We start from the raw sequence: 19,857 nt of genomic DNA, 5'->3' as shown, positions 1-19,857 counted from the left end.
GAGCCGTACCCGTACAGAAAGGCCGGTGTCGCGCGGACGCCCCTGTTCAGCGTACGCACATCCCGTCACGCTCGGTGACATGAATCCCCAAATCACCACCCCCACGGTCGAGTTCGCGCGGCGGTTCAGCAGTACGCGCCGGGGCGCCAGCAGTGCGCGGAAGCTGGCGCTGGGGCAGTTGGACGCGTGGGGCATCCCGCACGGGAGCGAGCGCTCCGACACCGCCGCGCTGATCGTCGCGGAGCTTGCGGCGAACGCGGTGCTGCACGCCCACGTACCGGGCCACGAGTTCGAACTCCGGCTCCTGGTCGGCACGGTACTCCGCATCGAGGTGACCGACACCAGGGCCTGGCGCAGGCCACTCCGCCCGGAGCCGGCGGGGTACGCCGAGTCCGGGCGGGGGCTGTTGCTGGTGGAGGCGCTGTCGAAGGCGTGGGGCGTGGAAGAGCAGCCGCTGGGGAAGACGGTGTGGGCGGAACTGGGCTGCTAGCAGTTGCTGTCGGCCGCCCGGCCCGCGAACCGGTCAGCCAGCCAGTCGGCGGCGGGCAGCGCGCCCGCCGTCACTCCGCCGATGTGGCCGAGGAGCGGCAGCGGGTGCCAGGAGACGTCGGCGCCCCGGTCGCACCAGTCGGTCCGCAGGCCCTGGCCCACCTGGTACGGAATGAGCTCGTCGACGGTGCCGTGGTACAGGTACACCGGCGCGTCGGGGGCGTGCGTGCCCAGCCGGGAGGCGTTCAGCGCGGCCTGCCAGTCGGGCTGTTCCAGGGGGTTCTTGACCGTCAGGTCGGTGATCTTCTTGAACGAGCCCGCGACCGAGTCGATGGCGACGCAGTTCGTCTTGAAGTAGTCGACGAGCGCCTTCCCGGCGGCGTTGAGGTAGGAGTTCAGCTTCAGCTCCGGGAAGGCCGCGTCCTGGCCCGCCGCCGCCATGAAGATCAGGCCGGAGCCGAGGCCGCCGTCGTTGGAGTGGGCGACCTTCATCAGGTCGGCCGGGACGCCGCCGGTCGCCGTGCCCTTGACCTTGAGCTCGGGGGCGTACGAGTCGTGCAGCTCGGCGGCCCAGCTGCTGGCCTGGCCGCCCTGGGAGTAGCCCATGATCCCGACGGGGGAGTCGGTGGAGACGCCGGGGATGCCCAGGCGCTGGGCGGCGCGGGCCGCGTCCAGCATGGCGGTGCCCTCGGCGCGGCCGACGGTGTAGGTGTGGTCCCCGGGCGTGCCCAGGCCCTCGTAGTCGGTGACCGCGACGGCCCAGCCGCGCTGCACGATCTGGTTGATGAGCGTGGCCTCGACGGCCGTCCCGTACGGGAAGTTGGCACTCGGGGCGCAGGAGTCGCCCAGGCCCACGGTGCCCACCGCGTAGGTGACCAGCGGGCGGGGGCCGGTGCGGCCGTCGTTGGGCACGATCACCGTGCCGGACACGACGTTGGGGCCGCCCCTGGCGGTGGTGGAGCGGTAGGTGATGTGCCAGGCCTTGGTGTTGGTCCACTGGCCGGGCAGCGGGTGGAAGGCGGTGGGGGCGGAGCTGACGACATCGCCGGGCCGGGCGGCGGCGGGGGCGTCGTCGTCGGCCGCCGCGAAGGCGGTGGGGGTGGCTGCGCAGAGGAGGAGCCCGGCGGTGAGCGCACCGGCGACTCTGGTTCGAAGGGGCATTGCGGCTCTCCCGACGTCCTGGGGGGTGGGGGCAGTTGGGGAGACCGTAGTGACTGACCGGTAGGTACGGCGCTGACCGTACCGCTCAGCTTCACTGACCCAGGCGATACGCCCCCGGCGTCGTGCCCGTCCAGCGGCGGAACGCCCGGTGGAAGGAGGTGTCCTCGGAGAAGCCGAGCCGGGCCGCGAGCTCGGCGATCGGCTCGTGCCCCTCGGCCAGCCCCGCGATCGCGGCGTCCCGCCGTACCGCGTCCTTGAGCTGCTGGAACGAGGTCCCGTCCTGCTGGAGGCGGCGCCGCAGGGTGGCGGGGGAGAGGGCGAGCCGGGCGGCTGTCTCGTCGAGGGACGGCAGCCGGGGCGAGGCGAGCAGCGCACGGGCGAGGTCGCGGTGCACCTGCTCGGCCACCGTCGTCCCGTACGCCCGGCGGCTCAGCAGTTCGAAGGGTGAGCGCCGCAGCATCTGCTCGAGCGCCGCCTCGTCCCGTACGAGCGGCGCGGTCAGCCAGCGCGCGTCGAACACCGCTTCCGTATGCCCGTCCCCGAACCGGACCGGGCAGCCGAACAGCGACGGGTACTCGTCCTTGTGCGGGGGCGGCGGATAGCCGAACGACGCCCGCAGCAGCGGGATGCGGCGGCCCACCAGCCAGCTGCACAGCCGGTGCGAGATGATCAGCAGGCACTCGGTGAGGAAGTGGTCGTCGTCCCGCCCGCCGAGATCGCCCCGGACGGCGAAGACGGCCTCCCCCTCGCCGGTGGTGAGCGTCAGCCTCGGGCCGCCCGGGAACAGCCCGTAGAACGTGATCCCGCGCCGCATCGCCCCGCCCAGATCCCGGCAGGCCAGCGCCGCGCAGCACATCATGGCGAAGGTGCCGGGACGGCTCGGGGCCGTGCCGAGGCCGAGGAACTCGTCGCCCGTGGCCCGGTACAGCGCCCGGAACAGCAGGGCGAACTGGGCGGGCGTGACCCGCGCCCGGTCGTCGCCGAGCAGCAGCGGCGGGATGCCGGCGGACTGGAGGAGCGGCACGGTGTCGATGCCCCGCCGCTCGGCACCGCGCAGCACGGCGCGTACATGGTGCACGGTGATCGTCCCCTTGCCCATGGCCAACGACCGTAGCGGGATTGAGCGGTGCGGTCAGCGGGGGTGACGTTTCCCGTCATCCCCGGTGGCCGACGGGCGTCCCTACCGTCGGGTATATGACGGAACCGAGCGCACGACGCCCCAGGACGCTGGCCCTGTTCGCGGAGTGGACGGCCGAGCGGTACGCGTCCCACCCGGCCCTGCGCTTCCGCGCGCCGGACGGCGGCTGGACGTCCACCACCTACACCGAACTGCGCGACTCGGTCCGCCGGGCGGGCCGCGCCCTGCTGTCCCTGGGCGTCCGCCCCGGAGACCGGGTGGCGATCCTCTCCGAGACCCGCCCCGAATGGACCCACGCCCACCTGGCCTGCCTGGCCACGGGCGCGGTGGTGGTCCCGGTCTACCCGACGGCGGGAGCGGAGGAACTGGAGTGGGTCCTGAAGGACTCGGGGGCGGTACTGGCGCTGTGCGAGAACGGGGACCAGGCGGAGAGGGCGGCCGCCCTGCGCCCCCGCCTGCCGGCCCTGGCCGAGGTCCTTGTGCTGTGCGGCGAAGGTTCCCCCACAGCCCCCTGGGGGACAGGGGCCGCAGGCCCCGTTCCTTCAGGGGCGCGGGGAACTGCGCGACCAGCCCACGACGGCCCGCAGTCGAGGGAACAGCCCTCGCCCGGCTGGGCGCTCTTGGGGGACGGGGCCGAGGCACCCGTCGAGGACCTGCTGGCCCGCCAGAACGCCGTCCGCCCAGAGGACCCCGCCACCATCATGTACACATCCGGCACCACCGGCCCCCCCAAGGGCTGCCGCCTCACCCACGCCAACCTCGGCGCGATCCAGGACGCCACCCTCCCCCTCACCGAGGGCGGCCCGGGCGACCGCACGTACCTCTACCTCCCCCTCGCCCACCTCCTCGCCCAGCTCATCCAGTTCTCGACCCTCCTCTACGGGGGCGAGCTCTGCTACTTCGGCGGCCGCATCGAGGACGTCGTCAAGGAACTCTCCGAGGCCCGGCCCACCCACCTCCCCTCCGTCCCGAGGCTGTTCGAGAAGGTGCACCAGGGCGTGCTCCAGCTCGCCGAGCAGCTGGGCATCACCGACGAGAAGGAACTGGCCGACCTGGTGAAGGCCGCGTTCGGCGGGCGCCTTCGCTGGGCCCTGACCGGCGGCGCCCCCATCGACCCCGCCACCCTCGACTTCCTGCGCTCCGCCGGCATCGCCGCGTACGAGGGGTACGGCATGACCGAGTCGGCCGGAGTGATCACCCTCAACCACCCCGGGGCGGTCCGCCCCGGCACGGTCGGGCAGCCCATCGAGGGCTGCGAGGTGCGGATCGCCGAGGACGGCGAGGTGCTGGCGCGCGGGGCGAACGTCTTCACCGGGTACCACGCCGACCCCGCCGGCACGGCCGAGGCGCTGGACGGCGACGGCTGGCTGCACACCGGCGACCTCGGCAGACTGGACGAGGACGGCTTCCTCGTCCTCACCGGCCGCAAGAAGGACCTGATCATCACGTCCGCCGGGAAGAACCTCAGCCCGTCCGAGGTGGAGCTGGCCATCGAGCGCTCGCCGTACGTCTCGCACGCGGTGATGGTGGGCGACCGCCGCCCGTACCCCGTCGCTCTGGTCACCGTGGATCCGGCCGAGGTCGCGGGGATGGACGAGAAGGCGGTACGGGCGGCCGTCCAGGAGGCCGTGGACGCGGCCAACGCCCGTGTCTCGCGCCCCGCCCGTATCCGCGCGTTCGCCGTTCTCGGGGAGGAATTCACGATCCAGAGCGGGGTGCTCACCCCGACCCTCAAGGTCCGCCGCAAGGCGGTGGCCGAGCGCTACGCACAAGAAATAGAACGGTTGTACGGGGAAAGCTAGTCGAACCGGGCCGCAAAAGGCAGGAGCCCTTTTCCGCACGTCGCCGTACGGGAAAGGGCTCCTTGGGTACTGCTAGTCAGCGATCGCCGACCCGGGCAACTAGGCCGGGGTGACGTTCTCCGCCTGCGGGCCCTTCGGACCCTGCGTGACGTCGAAGTTCACGACCTGGTTCTCCTCGAGGGAGCGGAAGCCAGACGCGTTGATCGCGGAGTAGTGGACGAAGACATCCGGGCCGCCGCCGTCCTGGGCGATGAAGCCGAAGCCCTTTTCAGCGTTGAACCACTTGACGGTTCCGGTAGCCATAAGCCCTCCTTGGGCCAAAGGGTTGCCCTGCTCCAGAACCTGCAAACAAGTCTGAAAACTACAAAAGCCTGCGGGTTACATGCTCCGCAGGCTCTGTACTGCAAGGGAAACCAAACTGCAACTTGCGAGGAGCGTAGCACGCAGGATCGGGGGTGCGGTAGAGGGAAAGATCACGTCACTCGGACGTTTGACGAGCCCTTTCGGAGGGTGACGGTGACACCCGCCGTAGCTGGACAAACCGGACAGGTCTAGTCTCGCGATGTGGACCAAACAACCACCCGGCCACGGGTCGGGCACATCCAGTTCCTCAACTGTCTGCCGCTCTACTGGGGCCTCGCCCGCACGGGCACCCTGCTCGATCTGGAGCTGACCAAGGACAGCCCCGAGAAGCTGAGCGAACAGCTCGTCAGGGGAGACCTGGACATCGCGCCGGTCACCCTCGTGGAGTTCCTGCGCAACGCGGACGACCTGGTCGCCTTTCCCGACCTCGCGGTCGGCTGCGACGGGCCGGTCATGTCCTGCGTGATCGTCTCCCAGCGGCCGCTGGAGGAGCTCGACGGCGCCCGGGTGGCGCTCGGTTCCACCTCGCGCACCTCCGTACGCCTGGCGCAGCTGCTGCTCGCCGAGCGGTACGGCGTCGCCCCCGACTACTACTCGTGCCCGCCCGACCTCGGGCTGATGATGCAGGAGGCGGACGCGGCCGTCCTGATCGGGGACGCGGCCCTGCGCGCCTCGCTGCACGAGGCCCCGCGCCTGGGGCTCCAGGTCCACGACCTGGGGGCCATGTGGAAGGAGTGGACGGGCCTGCCGTTCGTCTTCGCCGTGTGGGCGACCCGAAAGGACTACCTGGCCCGCGAGCCCGAGGTGGTGCGCGAGGTCCACGAGGCGTTCCTGGCCTCCCGCGACCTCTCCCTGGAGGAGGTCACCAAGGTCGCCGAGCAGGCCGCCCGCTGGGAGGTCTTCGACGCGGAGCTCCTGGAGCGCTACTTCACGACGCTGGACTTCCGCTTCGGCCCCGACCAGCTCGCGGGCGTACGCGAGTTCGCCCGCCGGACCGGTCCGACCACCGGGTTCCCGGCGGACGTGGCGGTCGCGCTGCTGGGCGCCTAGGGGTCCGCGGGAGCCCTTCGCCGAGGGGTGTCAGGACGACGGGATCGGGGCCTGGAGCTTGCTGCTGATCCACTGCATGGTCCCGTCGGCCATCCCCTTGATGTAGGTGTGGGCGTTGTGCTTGCCGCCCTGGATCACCTGGAGACGGGTCTTGACGGGGCCCTTGCCGTACTTGGCTATGAAGCCGTTCAGGTTCGCCATGCCGCCTTCCTTGGTGCCGATCTGGAAGGCGAGGTCGACCTCGGGGCCCTTGGTGTCGATCAGGTTCTGGGCGAGCTTCTCGGGGTTGTTCGCCTGCTTCTCGGCCTCGTGGCCGGCCCACAGCGGGGAGTCCGGCACGGTGTCGGGGCCGGAGGCGATCACGGCCTTGAACTGGTCGGGGCGCTTGAGCACCGACTTCAGACCGACGAAGCCGCCGGAGGAGGAGCCCATGAACGCCCAGCCGTCGCGCGACTTGAAGGTGCGGAAGTTCGCCTTCACGAAGTCCGGCACGTCCTCGGTCATCCAGGTGCCCATCTTGGGCTGCCCCGGTATGTCGCTGCCGTCGTAGTAGTACTTCGCGTCCGGGTTGAGGACCGGCATCACCACCACGAAGGGGACGCTCTTGCCCTGCTTGGACCACTCGGTGATGCTGCTCTGGAGCTTGAGGTCGGTGCCCATCCAGTAGTTCTTGGGGTAGCCGTTGCCGCCGGGCAGGGCTATGAGCACCGGGAAGCCGCTCTGCGCGTACTTGGGGTCGAAGTACTGCTTGGGCGCCCAGACCCACACCTTGCCCGTGAAGCCCGACTTCTTGCCGTGCAGCGTGGTCACGCCGATCTTGGTGCCGTCCTCCAGCGTGTTCTGCGTGGTGAACTGCGCCTTGGGGCCGGTCGGCAGCAGCGTCTTGGCGACGGCCTCGGAGACCTTCTGCCCGCCCGCCTTGTCCTGCCCGCCGGCCGGACCGCCGCCGCTCTTGGGCGCGGAAGCCTTCGTGGAGGGGGCCGGGCTGTCGAAGCTCACCGGATCGCCCTCGTCGGAGCAGCCGGAGACCAGCGCGACCGAGCCGAGGACGGCGGCGGCTATGAGTGCGGTGGTACGGCGATTCATACGATGCTCCGAGACGGTTTGGTGCGTTTGGTTGCCAAGTATGCGGTTTTTCCGTGCGCGCTCCGCAGTGAGAGACGACCGGATGTTCGCATCGGTTCGTCTCGGTACGGTCCTGATCGGCTCCGGCCGAGTGATCCGCCGCACGTCACGCTCTACCCTGCTGTGCGACCGTACTTGACGGCATGGGGGAAGGCAGATCGCGATGCAGCCGCTAGAAGCCGGCGAACCGCGCACCATCGGCGCCTACCGGCTGCTCGGCCGGCTCGGCGCGGGCGGCATGGGCCGGGTCTACCTGGGACGCAGCACGGGCGGCCGCACGGTCGCGGTGAAGGTGGTCCACCCGCACTTCGCCCTCGACGAACAGTTCCGGGCCCGGTTCCGCCACGAGGTGGAGGCGGCCCGCCGGGTGGGCGGCGCCTGGACCGCCCCGGTCCTGGACGCCGACCCGGAGGCGGCGGTGCCCTGGGTCGCCACCGGTTATGTGGCGGGTCCCTCGCTCGCCCAGGCGGTCGCCGCGCACGGCCCGCTGCCCGAGCGCGCGGTACGGGCCCTGGGCGCAGGCCTCGCCGAGGCGCTGGCGGCGGTGCACGCGCTCGGCCTCGTCCACCGCGATGTGAAGCCCTCCAACGTGCTGCTCACCCTCGACGGCCCCCGGCTGATCGACTTCGGCATCGCCCGCGCCACCGACGGCACCGCCTCGCTCACCGCCTCGGGCGTCTCCATCGGCTCCCCGGGCTATATGTCGCCCGAGCAGATCCTCGGCAAGGGGATCACCGGCGCCGCCGACGTCTTCTCGCTGGGCGCGGTGCTGGCGTACGCGGCGACCGGCGCGCCCCCCTTCCCGGGCGACTCCTCGGCCGCGCTGCTCTACAAGGTGGTGCACGAGGAGCCGGAGCTGGCCGGGCCGCTGGACGGGGAGCTGCGGGCGGCCGTGGACGCGTGCCTGGCCAAGACGGCCGGGGCCCGCCCCGCCCCCGCCGACCTGGCCCGGCGGCTCGCCCCGGACGGCGCGGCGGCGCTGGTCGCGGGCGGCTGGCTGCCCGGGCCGCTGGTGGAGGAGGTCAGCCGGTCGGCGGTGCGGCTGCTCGACCTGGAGCCGAAGGCACCTCAGGCCCCGGACTCGGGCCCGGTGGCGTTCACCAGCCCGGCGGTGGGGGTCTTCGGGCCGCCGGACGCGTCGTACGGGACGGCGACCTCGTACGGCTCCGCGCCCGGCTCGTACGCGTACGGGAACGGCACGGGCGGCGGCACGGGTGGCGGTACGGACACGGGGTCCGTCGCCGACGCGGTGCCCGGGCCACGCGCCCCCGAGCCGCCCACCGCCCCGCCCCGCGTCTCGCTCTCCGTGGGCACCGCCGTCGAGCCGGGCGAGCGGGGCCGGGGGCGGCGGATGAGCTGCACGGTCGCGCTGGCCGTCGCGGGGGCGGTGGCGGCCGCGACCGTCGGGGCCGCGTTCCTCTTCGACCTGATGCCGGGCGGCGGCAGCGACAAGCACGACTCCGCGGCGACCCCGGGGAGGTCGAGCGCGCCCTCGGACACCGGCCCGGGCGCCACCGGCGGCCCGGCCGTCTCCCAGCTGCCGCAGGCCTTCCTCGGCACCTGGAAGGGCCCGATGACGGAGTCCACCACCGGGCAGCCGCACGGCGATCTGACGGCCGTGTTCAAGGCGGGCAACACCGGCGAGGACGTCCTGCGCACCTCCTCCAAGATCACGGTCCTGGGCACGACGGTGGAGTGCTTCGGGGTGGGCAGGCTGGTCTCCGGTACGGCCCAGCGGGTGACGATCGAGGAGCGCACCGACGGGACCCGGCAGAGCACGGCGGGCCTGTGCACCACGGGCACGGCCCAGCTGGTCTTCACCCGCAACTCCGACGGCACGCTCAAGTACGAGTCGAAGGAGCTGGGCGCGGGCAACCCGTACGCGACGCTGGTGAAGGAGACGGGCTGAGCGGACTCGACCGGGTGGGTTGTGCGGGTCGGGCGGGGCGGCTGTACGGGTTGTGCGGGTCGGGCGGACGGCCGGGCGGGGCGTGCGGGTCGAGCGTGCGGGCCGAGCGGGCGGGCTCGTACGGGCGAGGCCCGGTACCCGGGCCGAAGGGGGTCCGCCTCGCTGGCGTAGGCTGGTTCGGTCCGTCCGCAACCCTGCCGAAAGGGACACCCCGGTGACTGAGAAGGCCGACCTCCAGTCCGTCCTCGACCGTGCGGCGGCGGGTGGGCGCATCACCCCCGAAGAGGCGCTCGACCTCTACCGCTCGGCGCCGCTGCACGCGCTGGGCGCCGCCGCCGACGCGGTGCGCCGCCGCCGGTACGCCGGGACCGAGCACATCGCCACGTACATCATCGAGCGCAACATCAACTACACGAACGTGTGCGTCACGGCGTGCAAGTTCTGCGCCTTCTACGCGGCCCCCAAGGACACCAAGAAGGGCTGGACCCGCGACCTCGACGACATCCTGCGCCGCTGCGCGGAGACCGTCGAACTGGGCGGCACCCAGATCATGTTCCAGGGCGGCCACCACCCGGACTACGGCGTCGAGTACTACGAGAAGCACTTCAGCGCCATCAAGCAGGCCTTCCCGCAGCTGGTCATCCACTCCCTCGGCGCCTCCGAGGTCGAGCACATGGCCCGGATCTCCGGCGTCTCGGTGGAGGAGGCGATCCAGCGCATCCACGCGGCCGGTCTCGACTCCTTCGCGGGCGCGGGCGCCGAGCTGCTGCCCGAGCGGCCGCGCAAGGCGATCGCCCCGCTCAAGGAGAGCGGCGAGCGCTGGCTGGAGATCATGGAGACGGCCCACAACCTGGGCGTGGAGTCCACCTCCACCATGCTGATGGGCACCGGCGAGACCAACGCCGAGCGCATCGAGCACATCCGGATGATCCGTGACGTACAGGACCGCACGGGCGGCTTCCGCGCGTTCATCCCGTACACCTACCAGCCCGAGAACAACCATCTGAAGGGCCGGACGCAGGCGAGCGTCTTCGAGTACCTGCGGATGCTCGCGGTCGCGCGCCTCTTCCTCGACAACGTCGCCCACATCCAGGGCTCCTGGCTCACCGTCGGCAAGGAGGCGGGCCAGCTCTCGCTGCACTACGGCGCGGACGACCTCGGCTCGGTGATGCTGGAGGAGAACGTCGTCTCCTCGGCCGGCGCCAAGCACCGCTCCAACCGCATGGAGCTGATCGACCTGATCCGCAAGGCGGGGCGGGTTCCGGCGCAGCGCGCCACGACGTACGAGCACCTGCTGGTCCACGACGACCCGGCGAACGACCCGGTCGACGAGCGGGTCATGTCGCACATCTCGTCGACGGCGATCGAGGGCGGCACGGCGCATCCCGAGCTGAAGCTGCTGGCGACCAACTGACGCCGGGGTGCTGACGATCCACGCCCCTGCCGAGGGCGACGCGGTCCTGGTCGAGGGTGACCGGCTGGCCGCGATCGGGCCGTACGAGGCGCTGGTGGCGGCGCACCCGGCCGCGCGCGTGCGGCGGTGGCCGGGCCGTGTCACGCCCGGGCTCGTCGCCCCGGACGGGGTGGAGCTGCTGGAGCGCGCCTACCACCCCGACCCGCGCGAGGCGGACACCCTCGGCACGGAGCCGCTCGACCCGCCGCCGTTCGCCCTGGACGACGTGCGGCGGGGCGGGTCGGCGCGGCGGGGGGTGCAGCGGTTGCTGGCGCGGGGTGTGGTGGGGGTGACGGGGTCGCCTCGGTCGCGGGTGGTGGCGGAGGCGGTACGGCGCTCGGGGCTGGCGGTGCTGCCCGGCCCCGACCTGCCCCCACTGGCCGTGGGCGGCCCGGCCCGGTTCGCGGTCTTCGACGGCGGGGTGTGCGTGGTGACGGTGGTGGCCGGCCGCCTGGTACACCGCGAGAGATGACCCCCCACCGGCGGACGGCCGGTTCCCCACCCGCGCCCCGGTGGTGGGCTGAGCGCGCAGTTCCCCGCGCCCCTAGGCACTCAGGGGCGCGGGGAACTGCGCGAGAAGCGGCCAGGGCCCGCAGACGAGAGCGGGTTTAGGGGCGCGGGGAACTGCGCGAGCAACCCGCCACCGGGTCGCAGGGGAAAAGGGGCCGGGCCAACACGGGGGGCGTGGGCACTGGGGGCGTAGCCCCCAGGCACAATGAAGAAGTGACCCGCGCATCCCTGGACAAGCAGCCGCACGAAGTCGCCACGATGTTCGACGACGTCGCAGCGAACTACGACCGCACCAACGACGTGCTCTCGCTCGGCCAGACCCGCCTCTGGCGCAAGGAGGTCGCGAAGGCGGTGGACGCCCGCCCCGCCCAGAAGGTCCTGGACCTCGCCGCCGGCACCGCCACCTCCTCCCTCCCCTTCGCCGCCACCGGCGCGTACGTCGTCCCGTGCGACTTCTCCCTCGGCATGCTGAAGGTCGGCAAGGGCCGCCACCCCCACCTCCCCTTCACCGCCGGCGACGCCACGAAGCTCCCCTTCAAGGACGACACCTTCGACGCCGTCACCATCTCCTTCGGCCTGCGCAACGTCCAGGACACCGACGCCGCCCTGCGCGAGCTGTTCCGGGTGACCCGCCCCGGCGGCCGCGTGGTCATCTGCGAGTTCTCGCAGCCCACCTGGAAGCCGTTCCGTACGGTCTACAGCGAGTACCTGATGCGCGCGCTGCCCCCGGTCGCCACGGCGGTCTCGTCCAACCCCGACGCGTACGTCTACCTCGCCGAGTCCATCCGCGCCTGGCCCGACCAGCCCGCGCTCGCCGCCCGGCTCCAGCAGGCGGGCTGGTCCAAGGTCGCCTGGCGCAACCTCACCGGTGGCGTGGTGGCCCTGCACCGCGGCTACAAGCCCCAGTAACCGGACGCCGTACCGGAACCACCGTGGACTACCAGGCCGTCCTCCACCAGATCGCGGACGACGTCGCGCCCCTCGTGGGCCGCGGCACCCCCGCCGCGTACATCCCCGCCCTCGCCGACGTGGACCCGTCCCGCTTCGGGATGGCCGTCGCGGACCTCGACGGCAAGGTGTACGGGGTGGGGGACTGGCAGCGGCCGTTCTCCGCCCAGTCGATCACCAAGGTCTTCACCCTCGCGCTGGCGCTCGCGCGCGGCGGCGACAGCCTGTGGGAGCACGTCGGCCGCGAGCCGTCGGGCAACCCGTTCAACTCGCTGGTGCAGCTGGAGTACGAGAACGGGATCCCGCGCAATCCCTTCATCAACGCGGGCGCGCTGGTCGTGACCGACCGCCTCCAGACCCTGACCGGGGACGCCAGCAGCGAACTGCTGGAGTTCCTGCGCGAGGAGACGGGCAACCCGGAGCTGGCGTTCGACGCGGTGGTCGCGGAGTCCGAGTCCGCCCACGGCGACCGGAACGCCGCCCTGGCCCACTTCATGGCCTCGTACGGCAACATCGCCAACGACGTACCGACGCTGCTCGACCACTACTTCTGGCAGTGCGCCATCGAGATGAGCTGCGCGGACCTGGCCCTCGCGGCCCGCTTCCTGGCCCGCCACGGGCTGCGCGCGGACGGCACCCGGCTGCTGACGCGCAGCGAGGCGAAGCAGATCAACGCGGTGATGCTGACGTGCGGGACGTACGACGCGGCGGGCGACTTCGCGTACCGGGTGGGGCTGCCGGGCAAGAGCGGAGTGGGCGGCGGGATCGTGGCGGTCGTCCCCGGCCGGTGCACGCTGTGCGTGTGGAGCCCGGGGCTGGACGCGCGGGGCAACTCGGTGGCGGGCGTGGCGGCCCTGGACCGCTTCACGACCCTGACGGGCCTGTCGGTGTTCTGAGCCCCACCCCGCCCCTTCCCTAAAGCCCTCTGGCGGGCGGCCGGGTGGGGGCTTGGGGCGGGCTACCGGGGGCGCTGCCCCCGGACCCCCTGTGCTTTTGTCTGCGGACCGTGGCTGGCTGGCCGCGCAGTTCCCCGCGCCCCTAGCCACCTAGGGGCGCGGGGAACTGCGCGAGCAACCGGCCACCGGCCCGCAGACAAAGACCGGGCCGAGAAGGGGCGCGGGGAACTGCGCGAGAGGCGGCCACGGTCCGCAGACGAGAACGGGGTTAGGGGCGCGGGGAACTGCGCGCTCAGCCCACCACCGGGCCGCAGACGAACCGCACCACGACTTGGCCGAAAGACGCCCACCCCCACGGGTTTGGGGGCGCGACCAGCCCACAACGGTCCGCGGACAACAGGTCAGGTCACAGCGACAGCTGGAAGCAGTACCCGGTCCGCTTCGACGCCGGAGTCGTAAAGGTCTCCGACAGCGTCATCCCCAACCGCCGCGTCACCGCCACAGACCGCTCGTTCCGCGCGTCGACCATCGCCACCACACGCCGGACCCCGGCGCCCCGCACCCGCTCCACCGCCACCCGCGCCGCAGCGGTCGCATACCCCCGCCCCCACGCCCGCCGGGCGAGCCGCCACCCGATCTCGATCTCCCCGACCGGTCCCCACGCGTGCGGCCACGGCTGCGCCCCCGTGAAGCCGATGACCGAGTCGTCCTCGTCGAGCAGGGTCCACAGACAGAACCCCCGCTCCGCGTCATGGCGGCGCTGCCGGGCCGTCAGCTCCTCGTACACCGACAGCTCCGCCGCCGAACCCCCGTGGAACTCCATGACCTCCGGGTCGTCGAACACCTCGTGCCAGGCCCACGCGTCCTCCTCGGTCGGCACGCGCAGCCGTACGACGGGCAGGGACTTCTCCTCGGTGGAGCTCATGACGTCGGCAACCCTTCGCGATAACGATCAACACCCACCCATAGACTGCACATGTCCAGTGCTTTCCGGCACGCAAAATCGAGTCTTCGGGAGAACCCGCTGTGACCGAGCCCCTCTCCGAACACACCGCGGATGTGATCGTCGTCGGGGCCGGCCCCGCCGGGTCGACCACGGCGTACTACCTGGCCAAGGCCGGACTCGACGTACTGCTGCTGGAGAAGACCGCCTTCCCCCGCGAGAAGGTCTGCGGCGACGGGCTGACCCCGCGCGCCACCAAGCAGCTGGTGTCGATGGGCATCGACATCTCCGAAGAGGCCGGCTGGCTGCGGAACAAGGGCCTGCGCATCATCGGCGGCGGCGTCCGGCTCCAGCTGGACTGGCCCGAGCTCGCCAGCTATCCGGACTACGGACTCGTGCGCAAGCGCGACGACTTCGACGAGCAGCTGGCCCGCCAGGCGCAGAAGGCGGGCGCGCGGCTGTACGAGCGCTGCAACGTCGGCGCGCCGGTCATCGACGACCGTACGGGACGTATCACCGGCGTCCACGCCAAGCTCGGCGAGGAGAAGACCGAAGTCACCTTCCACGCGCCGCTCGTGGTCGCCGCCGACGGCAACTCCACCCGCCTCTCCCTCGCCATGGGCCTGCACCGCCGCGAGGACCGCCCGATGGGCGTGGCCGTACGGACGTACTTCCACTCGCCCCGCCACGACGACGACTACCTGGAGTCCTGGCTGGAGCTGTGGGACCGGCGCGGCCCGGGCGAGGACCGGCTGCTGCCCGGCTACGGCTGGATCTTCGGCATGGGCGACGGCACCTCCAACGTCGGCCTCGGCGTCCTCAACACCTCCGCCTCCTTCAAGGAGCTGGACTGGCGCGAGGTCCTGAAGGCCTGGTGCGCCTCCATGCCGAAGGACTGGGGGTACACCGAGGAGAACATGACCGGCCCCATCCGCGGCGCGGCCCTGCCGATGGCCTTCAACCGCCAGCCGCACTACACCAAGGGCCTGCTCCTGGTGGGCGACGCGGGCGGCCTGGTGAACCCGTTCAACGGCGAGGGCATCGCGTACGCGATGGAGTCCGGCCAGATCGCGGCCGACGTCATCGTCCAGGCCCACGCCCGCTCGACCCCCGCCCAGCGCGAACTGGCGCTGCACACCTACCCGAAGATCCTGAAGGACACCTACGGCGGCTACTACACCCTGGGCCGCGCCTTCGTGAAGCTCATCGGCAACCCGAAGGTCATGAAGATCGCCACCCAGCGCGGTCTGACCCACCCGATGCTGATGAAGTTCACCCTGAAGATGCTGGCGAACCTGACGGACCCGTCGGGCGGCGACGCGATGGACCGCATCATCAACGGCCTGTCGAAGGTGGCCCCGAAGGCCTGACCGTTCAACCGGTTCAGGTGAATGGGCTGGTCGGAGCGGATGTTCAGCCTGCGGAGCGAGTCTGCTCACTCCGTAGGCTTTCCCTCCTTCCGATGAAGAGTGCCGAGGAACGAGGGAGCGTCCTGCCTACCGCTAGCGCAGGAGTCTGCGCCGTACCGGCGGAGTAGGCCGTCTACGAGCAAAGAGCCTTCGCCAGCCGTACTGCTTGGCACTCTGCACCCTCCAGCGGAGCCTGGTGAGGTAGCGGTGGCCGGAGCGCGGGTCGCGGTAGAGGCGGCGCGAGTCGAGTTCCCGTATCCAGTCGATGCCGTCGCCATCGGTGAAGCTGATCGCCGCCGGAAAGACCTTGCGATCATTCATCCGTCTGTCGATCCGAGTCGTCGCCTCTTCTGTCGACGGAATGATGACGGCAAGCCCGAACCCCTCGAATCCGTCGAAGTCGCCGAGTCTCAGGTCAACCAGTACTGAAGCGTCGTAGATCGGTCGAGTCGAGGTGTTCAGTACGTGTACCACGTGCATGCCCTTGTCGGGCGAGTCGTCATAGCCGTACACCGACCAGCACACGACTTTGAGCGCTTCCTGTCGTTCTTCCTTCCTGCGGTCCCGCAGCAGGATGTAGAAGCCGAGGAGCAGTGATCCGCTCGTAAGGAACGCACTTGCCCATGCTGGGACGGTCCCCCAGTCCAGGTCTGTCATGGTGGGCGTTCTGCGTCCGAAGGGGGCCGGGTAAACGGCAATTGAGCGAGTTCTGAGCTGCCGATCAGCCGGGCGGCGAGGGCACAGGCGCCCTAGGTGGGCAGTGCCCAGCTCGGCCCGTGCGGTACGCGGAGCCAGACCTTTTGGGCGTCCGGGGTGATGGTCATTCCGAACTCGGACAGGAACGGCGAGCCGTTCCTCTGCCATGTGGCGATCGAGTCCTCGACCTTGTCCCAGAGGTTGAGTGGTCCGCGCTGGACCACGGTCCAGCCCTTGCCGCTGTCCGCGGTACGGGTCCGTGCCTGTGATCCGGTGGCGACATCGAGCAGCACCTGCTCGGCTCCCGCGCCGAGACGCTCCGCCGAGGGTGCGGCAAGCTGTGCGATGAACCGGCCGGTCCAGTCGTCGAGCAGGGCCGGGTCGATGCGGCTCGGGCGCTCATTCCCCGGCAGCAGCTCGAAGCGCCCGTGCGGCGGGCGGTCGTGCGGGCGGGCGATCATGAATGAGGTGTAGCCGGGAAGGAAGCGGCCTTGTGCGGCGCCGTTGTCCTCGACGGTGAGGCGCACGAGTCCGTGTGCGACGCCCCAGCCGGAGAGGGTGACGAGCAGCGTGCCGCCGGGGGCGACCTGCTGGAGCAGTCCGTACGGGACGTACCGCATGGAGCAGAAGGCGATAACGACGTCGTACGGGGCCCGGTCGGGATAGCCTCGTAGACCGTCAGCCGTGACGAGCGTGGGAGCGTAACCTGCCTCGCCGAGAGCCTTGAGGGCGCGCTCAGCCGCGTCCGGGTCGGTCTCGATCGAGGTCACGTTCTCCTCGCCGGCGACCTCGCAGACGTAGGCGGTGGAGAGGCCCGTACCCGTGCCGATGACGAGCACGCGTTTACCGCGGGCGATACCGGCCTGTTCGATCATCCACAGGACGACGCCGGGCAGGGTCGAGGACGAGGTCGGACTGCCGCCCGTAACGGGGCCGGTGGCGTTCTCGGCGAGTACGCCGTCGATCTGCGTCACCCATGTCTGATTCTCGTACGTGAGGCGCAGCCACTCGTCGGCCGGAGTGTCGTCGCGACGGGCGGCCGTCCAAACGGTGACCCCTGGGGGACTGCTCGGCCGGTAGATCGCGCTGCCGAGAAACACCTCGCGGGGCACGGCCTCAGCCGCGCGGCGCACCTCGGGATCGTGCAGCACCTCATCGGCGACGAGCTGCTCGACCAGCCGACGGCGCAGCTCGGCGGCGGTTTCCTGGGTCATGCGGTGTCGCCCTTCTGAAGGGTGTCGGCGAGTGCGCACGCGATGGCGCGGGTCGTGGACTCGTCGACGAAAGCCCATTGCCCGTTGGGGTTGCATTCGAGGAACCACCATCGGCCGTCCTCGTCCAGGGCGAAGTCAAAAGCGCCGAAGCGGAGCCCGAACGTATGAAGGAAGGTGCGCGCGGCGTCACGCACGGGGCCGGGGGCAGGGACGGGGGAGCAGGTGATCAGGCTTTGGTCCTGGCGCCAGTCGAGGTGATCGCCGTCGATGTCGATGCGGGTCGCGAATGCCTGATCTCCGACCATGGCGAGGCGGACGTCGGCGACCTTCGGCACGCAGGCTTGGAAGAGGTGAGGGCACAGGGCGATCGAGTCGTCGAGCTCGTCCGCCCGAACGGTGCGCACCCAGATGGTGCGGTTCCGGCCGTCCTCGCCTGCGAGGTGCACGCGGTGCACAGGCTTGTAGATCACGGTCTCGTGCTCGGCCGCGAACTTGGCGGCGTCCGCTGGGACGTCCGTAATGAGGGTGTTGGGGAGCGAGAAACCCAATCGGGCTGCGGTGGCAAGTTGGAGCACCTTGTTCTCGGCTTCTCGGTTTCGAGCCGGGTGGTTGACGTACGGGACCTCCGGCAGCGCGTGCAGGGCCCCCGAGTAGCCGTGGCGCGACTGCTCGACCGCGAACCGCTTTTCGGGAGTATCCGCCTGCTGCGGACTGCTGAACGGCGTCGGGCGACGCCAATAGACAGAGCGGACACTCGACAGGTCGAGGTGCCGGGTCGCGGTGGTGACCTCCCCGGTGAAGGCCCCGCCCTCGATCCGCGCACTCATGGAGGCGGTGTCGGAGAAGTCGCTGGCGGGATCGAGCCGTACGGCCGGAACGCCCCGGCCGTAGAGCTCGCCCAAAACCAGGTCTGCGGTGACGTCACCGAGTGCGGTGACGACGAGAACCGGCGCCTCGGACATGTCAGTCCGAGTCGTCGTCTGAAGTGAGGTCGGAGTCTGCGGGCGGGGGCGGGTTGGGGCCGCCACCGTCGGACGATGTCGACGTCTGGTTGGCGGTCGTGGTGCCCGTGCCGTGCTCACCCATGTCGACGCTGACGCCGTCCATGTCGAGGTAACGGGTCTTCTGGGTCTCGGGGTCTAACTCTTTTTGCGCATAAGGCACGTGGGTGAAGTTGGTGTACAGCTCCAAGCGCTGTACGCCCCAGGGCGCCGTCGCGGGATTGGGCACGGTTCTCCTCCGAGGGTAGACGTCCTCCGCGCGTAAGCGAGGACAACCGTTGGTGACTCTCCTCCAACAGGCCTGAGACTGCGGAGAGTTCTGCTGTCGCGGGGTCGATTTGCTGGACTCTCCGGACTGGCATCGCCTTGCGACCGTAGCGCTGGCTGAAGATCCGCATCAACCGTTTGTCGTCTAACGAGTGAGACGGCATATGCCATTTCGTGATACGGACCATGAAGGCCCCCGGCCGGTCGGGCGAGGGGCCAATGTCCCAAGGGGTTCGGTTACTTCGTGTAGCGATCGAACTCGCGTGCTTCCACGCCCCGGAAGAATGCGAGGAGCTTTGCCCGGCTGGTTCGGATGATCACGTCACTGTTGTCGCTCTCGCGAAGCAGTATCTCGTCACCAACCTCAGCGAGCTCCAGGCAGTTGCCCTCTGAGTCCGTTGAGAATGAGGACTTTTGCCACTGAATATCCACTATCTCCACGCCTTCATACTTGTTGTGCGATTCCGTGAATGAAGTCCCTTGACCTATCCGGAGTCAATGATCGCTCCTGTGTTCGATCAAGGACGGCCCGATAGTTCGCGAGGAGGGTTTCGGCGTCCAGGAACGCCGGGCCTGTTGGGGTGTCCATCTGCACGGTATCGAGCTGGGGTACGGGGCCATAGACGTAGAGGGTGGAGCTTCCGGCGTTCGGGAACCCGCCGATCGAGAACGGGATCACGCGCACGGTGACGTTGTCGCGCTCGGGCTCCTTGAGGAGGTGGTCGAGCTGGGCGCGGGCGATCTTCGGGCCGCCATACTGCATCCGCAACGCGGCCTCGTGAACCAGAAATGTGCACGGCAGGGGATCGGAGCGGTCGAGTACGTCGCGACGCTTCAGGCGGTGTGACAGGCGGGCACGAAGGTCGACCGGGCTGAGCGGAGGAACGGCTTCCTCGAACACGGCGCGGGCGTACTCCTCGGTCTGGAGCTGCCCGGGCATATGCATGATCGTGACGCTGCGCAACCCGCTGGCGTTGGCCTCCAACTCGGCAAGGTCGAGTGCTCCGGGCGAGAGCTTTCCCCTGTAGTCCTCCCACCATCCTCGGCCGCGTTCTTCGGCTACGGCCACCAGTGCCTCGATGTACTCCTGGGCCGGGCACTGGTACAGGCCCGCCCAGTGTCGGACGCGTTCGCCACTCACGCCGAACCGCCCGGACTCGCTGTTGCTGATCGCTGTCCGATCCGTCCCCAGAAGTGCGGCCGCGTCGGCGAGCGACAGGCCGGCGTGCTCGCGCATCTTGCGCAGTTCTGCGCCCAAGCGCCGCTGCCGTGCTGTCGGAGCCTTCCTAGGCGGCATCTGCCTCCCCTTCTGTCGGCCCTCAGTGTGGCCTCGTATCCCCACAGGGGTCCACCATGGCCCATGGTTTAGCCGAATGGGTATCACTAGTGAGACTAAGGCGCTACCTTCGGTCCAGCACCGCGTCGCATGCCGCTGAAGCGAAGTGCAGCCGCTGGGCGCTGAGTTGGCGCCCTTCAGAACGGC

The 19,857-nt window shown here is 70.5% G+C and carries 20 protein-coding genes; 9 read left to right on the top strand and 11 right to left on the bottom strand.

All coding sequences use genetic code 11. From position 1 onward, the window contains the following. Positions 1-79 precede the first annotated feature (79 nt). A complete protein-coding gene (locus ABD236_RS29310; RefSeq protein ID WP_344078777.1) occupies positions 80-490 on the top strand; it encodes an ATP-binding protein in 411 nt (136 codons plus the stop codon). Here ABD236_RS29310 and ABD236_RS29305 read toward each other — a convergent pair. Together ABD236_RS29305 and ABD236_RS29300 are read right to left on the bottom strand one after the other, a co-directional pair. Then, positions 487-1,650 carry a lipase family protein gene (locus ABD236_RS29305; RefSeq protein WP_344078775.1) on the bottom strand — a complete coding sequence of 388 codons (1,164 nt, stop codon included), beginning with the start codon at positions 1,648-1,650 and terminating at the stop codon, positions 487-489. The two genes, ABD236_RS29310 and ABD236_RS29305, sit on opposite strands and share 4 nt — an antisense overlap. Before the next feature lie 91 nt (positions 1,651-1,741). Further along, a complete protein-coding gene (locus ABD236_RS29300; protein ID WP_344078773.1) occupies positions 1,742-2,749 on the bottom strand; it encodes an AraC family transcriptional regulator in 1,008 nt (335 codons plus the stop codon). A 95-nt stretch (positions 2,750-2,844) separates the two neighbouring features. Here ABD236_RS29300 and ABD236_RS29295 point away from each other — a divergent pair, with 95 nt between their 5' ends. Next, positions 2,845-4,590: an AMP-dependent synthetase/ligase gene (locus ABD236_RS29295; protein WP_344078771.1), complete on the top strand. Its 1,746-nt coding sequence runs from the start codon at positions 2,845-2,847 to the stop codon at positions 4,588-4,590. Positions 4,591-4,689: 99 nt separating this feature from the next. On the opposite strand, the gene ABD236_RS29290 is transcribed toward ABD236_RS29295, so the two are convergent. After that, a complete protein-coding gene (locus ABD236_RS29290) occupies positions 4,690-4,893 on the bottom strand; it encodes a cold-shock protein (RefSeq protein ID WP_003967102.1) in 204 nt (67 codons plus the stop codon). 261 nt (positions 4,894-5,154) lie between these two features. Here ABD236_RS29290 and ABD236_RS29285 point away from each other — a divergent pair, with 261 nt between their 5' ends. Then, positions 5,155-6,003, top strand: a complete 849-nt coding sequence (locus ABD236_RS29285) for a menaquinone biosynthetic enzyme MqnA/MqnD family protein (RefSeq protein ID WP_344078768.1) — start codon at positions 5,155-5,157, stop codon at positions 6,001-6,003. A gap of 30 nt (positions 6,004-6,033) precedes the next feature. Here the strand turns inward: ABD236_RS29285 and ABD236_RS29280 are convergent, their stop codons facing one another. Beyond that, a complete protein-coding gene (locus tag ABD236_RS29280) occupies positions 6,034-7,089 on the bottom strand; it encodes an alpha/beta hydrolase (protein WP_344078766.1) in 1,056 nt (351 codons plus the stop codon). A 202-nt stretch (positions 7,090-7,291) separates the two neighbouring features. On the opposite strand from ABD236_RS29280, the gene ABD236_RS29275 reads away from it, so the two are divergent. From ABD236_RS29275 to ABD236_RS29255, 5 genes are all read left to right on the top strand, one after another. After that, the gene (locus ABD236_RS29275; protein WP_344078764.1) at positions 7,292-9,037 is read left to right on the top strand and encodes a serine/threonine-protein kinase; all 1,746 of its coding nucleotides are present in this window, start codon (positions 7,292-7,294) and stop codon (positions 9,035-9,037) included. 214 nt (positions 9,038-9,251) lie between these two features. After that, a complete protein-coding gene (mqnC, locus tag ABD236_RS29270) occupies positions 9,252-10,451 on the top strand; it encodes a cyclic dehypoxanthinyl futalosine synthase (RefSeq protein WP_344078762.1) in 1,200 nt (399 codons plus the stop codon). A 7-nt stretch (positions 10,452-10,458) separates the two neighbouring features. Beyond that, positions 10,459-10,962, top strand: a complete 504-nt coding sequence (locus ABD236_RS29265) for an imidazolonepropionase-like domain-containing protein (protein ID WP_344078760.1) — start codon at positions 10,459-10,461, stop codon at positions 10,960-10,962. Positions 10,963-11,213: 251 nt separating this feature from the next. Then, complete coding sequence (locus ABD236_RS29260) at positions 11,214-11,909, top strand: demethylmenaquinone methyltransferase (protein ID WP_344078758.1); 696 nt, start codon at positions 11,214-11,216, stop codon at positions 11,907-11,909. A gap of 23 nt (positions 11,910-11,932) precedes the next feature. Continuing rightward, the gene (locus tag ABD236_RS29255) at positions 11,933-12,844 is read left to right on the top strand and encodes a glutaminase (protein WP_344078756.1); all 912 of its coding nucleotides are present in this window, start codon (positions 11,933-11,935) and stop codon (positions 12,842-12,844) included. Between the two features lie 406 nt (positions 12,845-13,250). On the opposite strand, the gene ABD236_RS29250 is transcribed toward ABD236_RS29255, so the two are convergent. Further along, a complete protein-coding gene (locus tag ABD236_RS29250) occupies positions 13,251-13,769 on the bottom strand; it encodes a GNAT family N-acetyltransferase (RefSeq protein WP_344078754.1) in 519 nt (172 codons plus the stop codon). A gap of 101 nt (positions 13,770-13,870) precedes the next feature. On the opposite strand from ABD236_RS29250, the gene ABD236_RS29245 reads away from it, so the two are divergent. Continuing rightward, on the top strand, positions 13,871-15,157 hold the full coding sequence (locus tag ABD236_RS29245; protein ID WP_344078752.1) for a geranylgeranyl reductase family protein: 1,287 nt from the start codon (positions 13,871-13,873) through the stop codon (positions 15,155-15,157). Between the two features lie 132 nt (positions 15,158-15,289). Here ABD236_RS29245 and ABD236_RS29240 read toward each other — a convergent pair whose 3' ends face one another. From ABD236_RS29240 to ABD236_RS29215, 6 genes are all read right to left on the bottom strand, one after another. Continuing rightward, on the bottom strand, positions 15,290-15,853 hold the full coding sequence (locus ABD236_RS29240; protein WP_344078750.1) for a hypothetical protein: 564 nt from the start codon (positions 15,851-15,853) through the stop codon (positions 15,290-15,292). A 92-nt stretch (positions 15,854-15,945) separates the two neighbouring features. Then, positions 15,946-17,106 (bottom strand): ATP-grasp peptide maturase system methyltransferase, encoded by a 1,161-nt coding sequence (gene tgmC / locus ABD236_RS29235; RefSeq protein WP_344078748.1) that lies wholly within the window; start codon positions 17,104-17,106, stop codon positions 15,946-15,948. Continuing rightward, positions 17,103-18,068, bottom strand: coding sequence for an ATP-grasp ribosomal peptide maturase (tgmB, locus tag ABD236_RS29230; protein WP_344078746.1), 966 nt, complete (start codon positions 18,066-18,068; stop codon positions 17,103-17,105). The genes tgmC and tgmB overlap by 4 nt, the downstream gene beginning before the upstream one ends. A gap of 1 nt (position 18,069) precedes the next feature. Beyond that, complete coding sequence (tgmA, locus tag ABD236_RS29225; RefSeq protein WP_344078744.1) at positions 18,070-18,336, bottom strand: putative ATP-grasp-modified RiPP; 267 nt, start codon at positions 18,334-18,336, stop codon at positions 18,070-18,072. A gap of 275 nt (positions 18,337-18,611) precedes the next feature. Beyond that, the gene (locus ABD236_RS29220) at positions 18,612-18,806 is read right to left on the bottom strand and encodes a DUF397 domain-containing protein (protein WP_344078944.1); all 195 of its coding nucleotides are present in this window, start codon (positions 18,804-18,806) and stop codon (positions 18,612-18,614) included. Positions 18,807-18,819: 13 nt separating this feature from the next. After that, positions 18,820-19,671, bottom strand: coding sequence for a DUF5753 domain-containing protein (locus tag ABD236_RS29215; RefSeq protein WP_344078742.1), 852 nt, complete (start codon positions 19,669-19,671; stop codon positions 18,820-18,822). Positions 19,672-19,857 lie beyond the last annotated feature (186 nt).

Origin of the sequence: Streptomyces crystallinus, from assembly GCF_039521265.1 — a bacterium.
GTDB lineage: Bacteria > Actinomycetota > Actinomycetes > Streptomycetales > Streptomycetaceae > Streptomyces > Streptomyces crystallinus.
The sequence above is the reverse complement of the archived record's forward strand: the minus strand, read 5'-3'. Positions and strand labels throughout refer to the sequence as shown.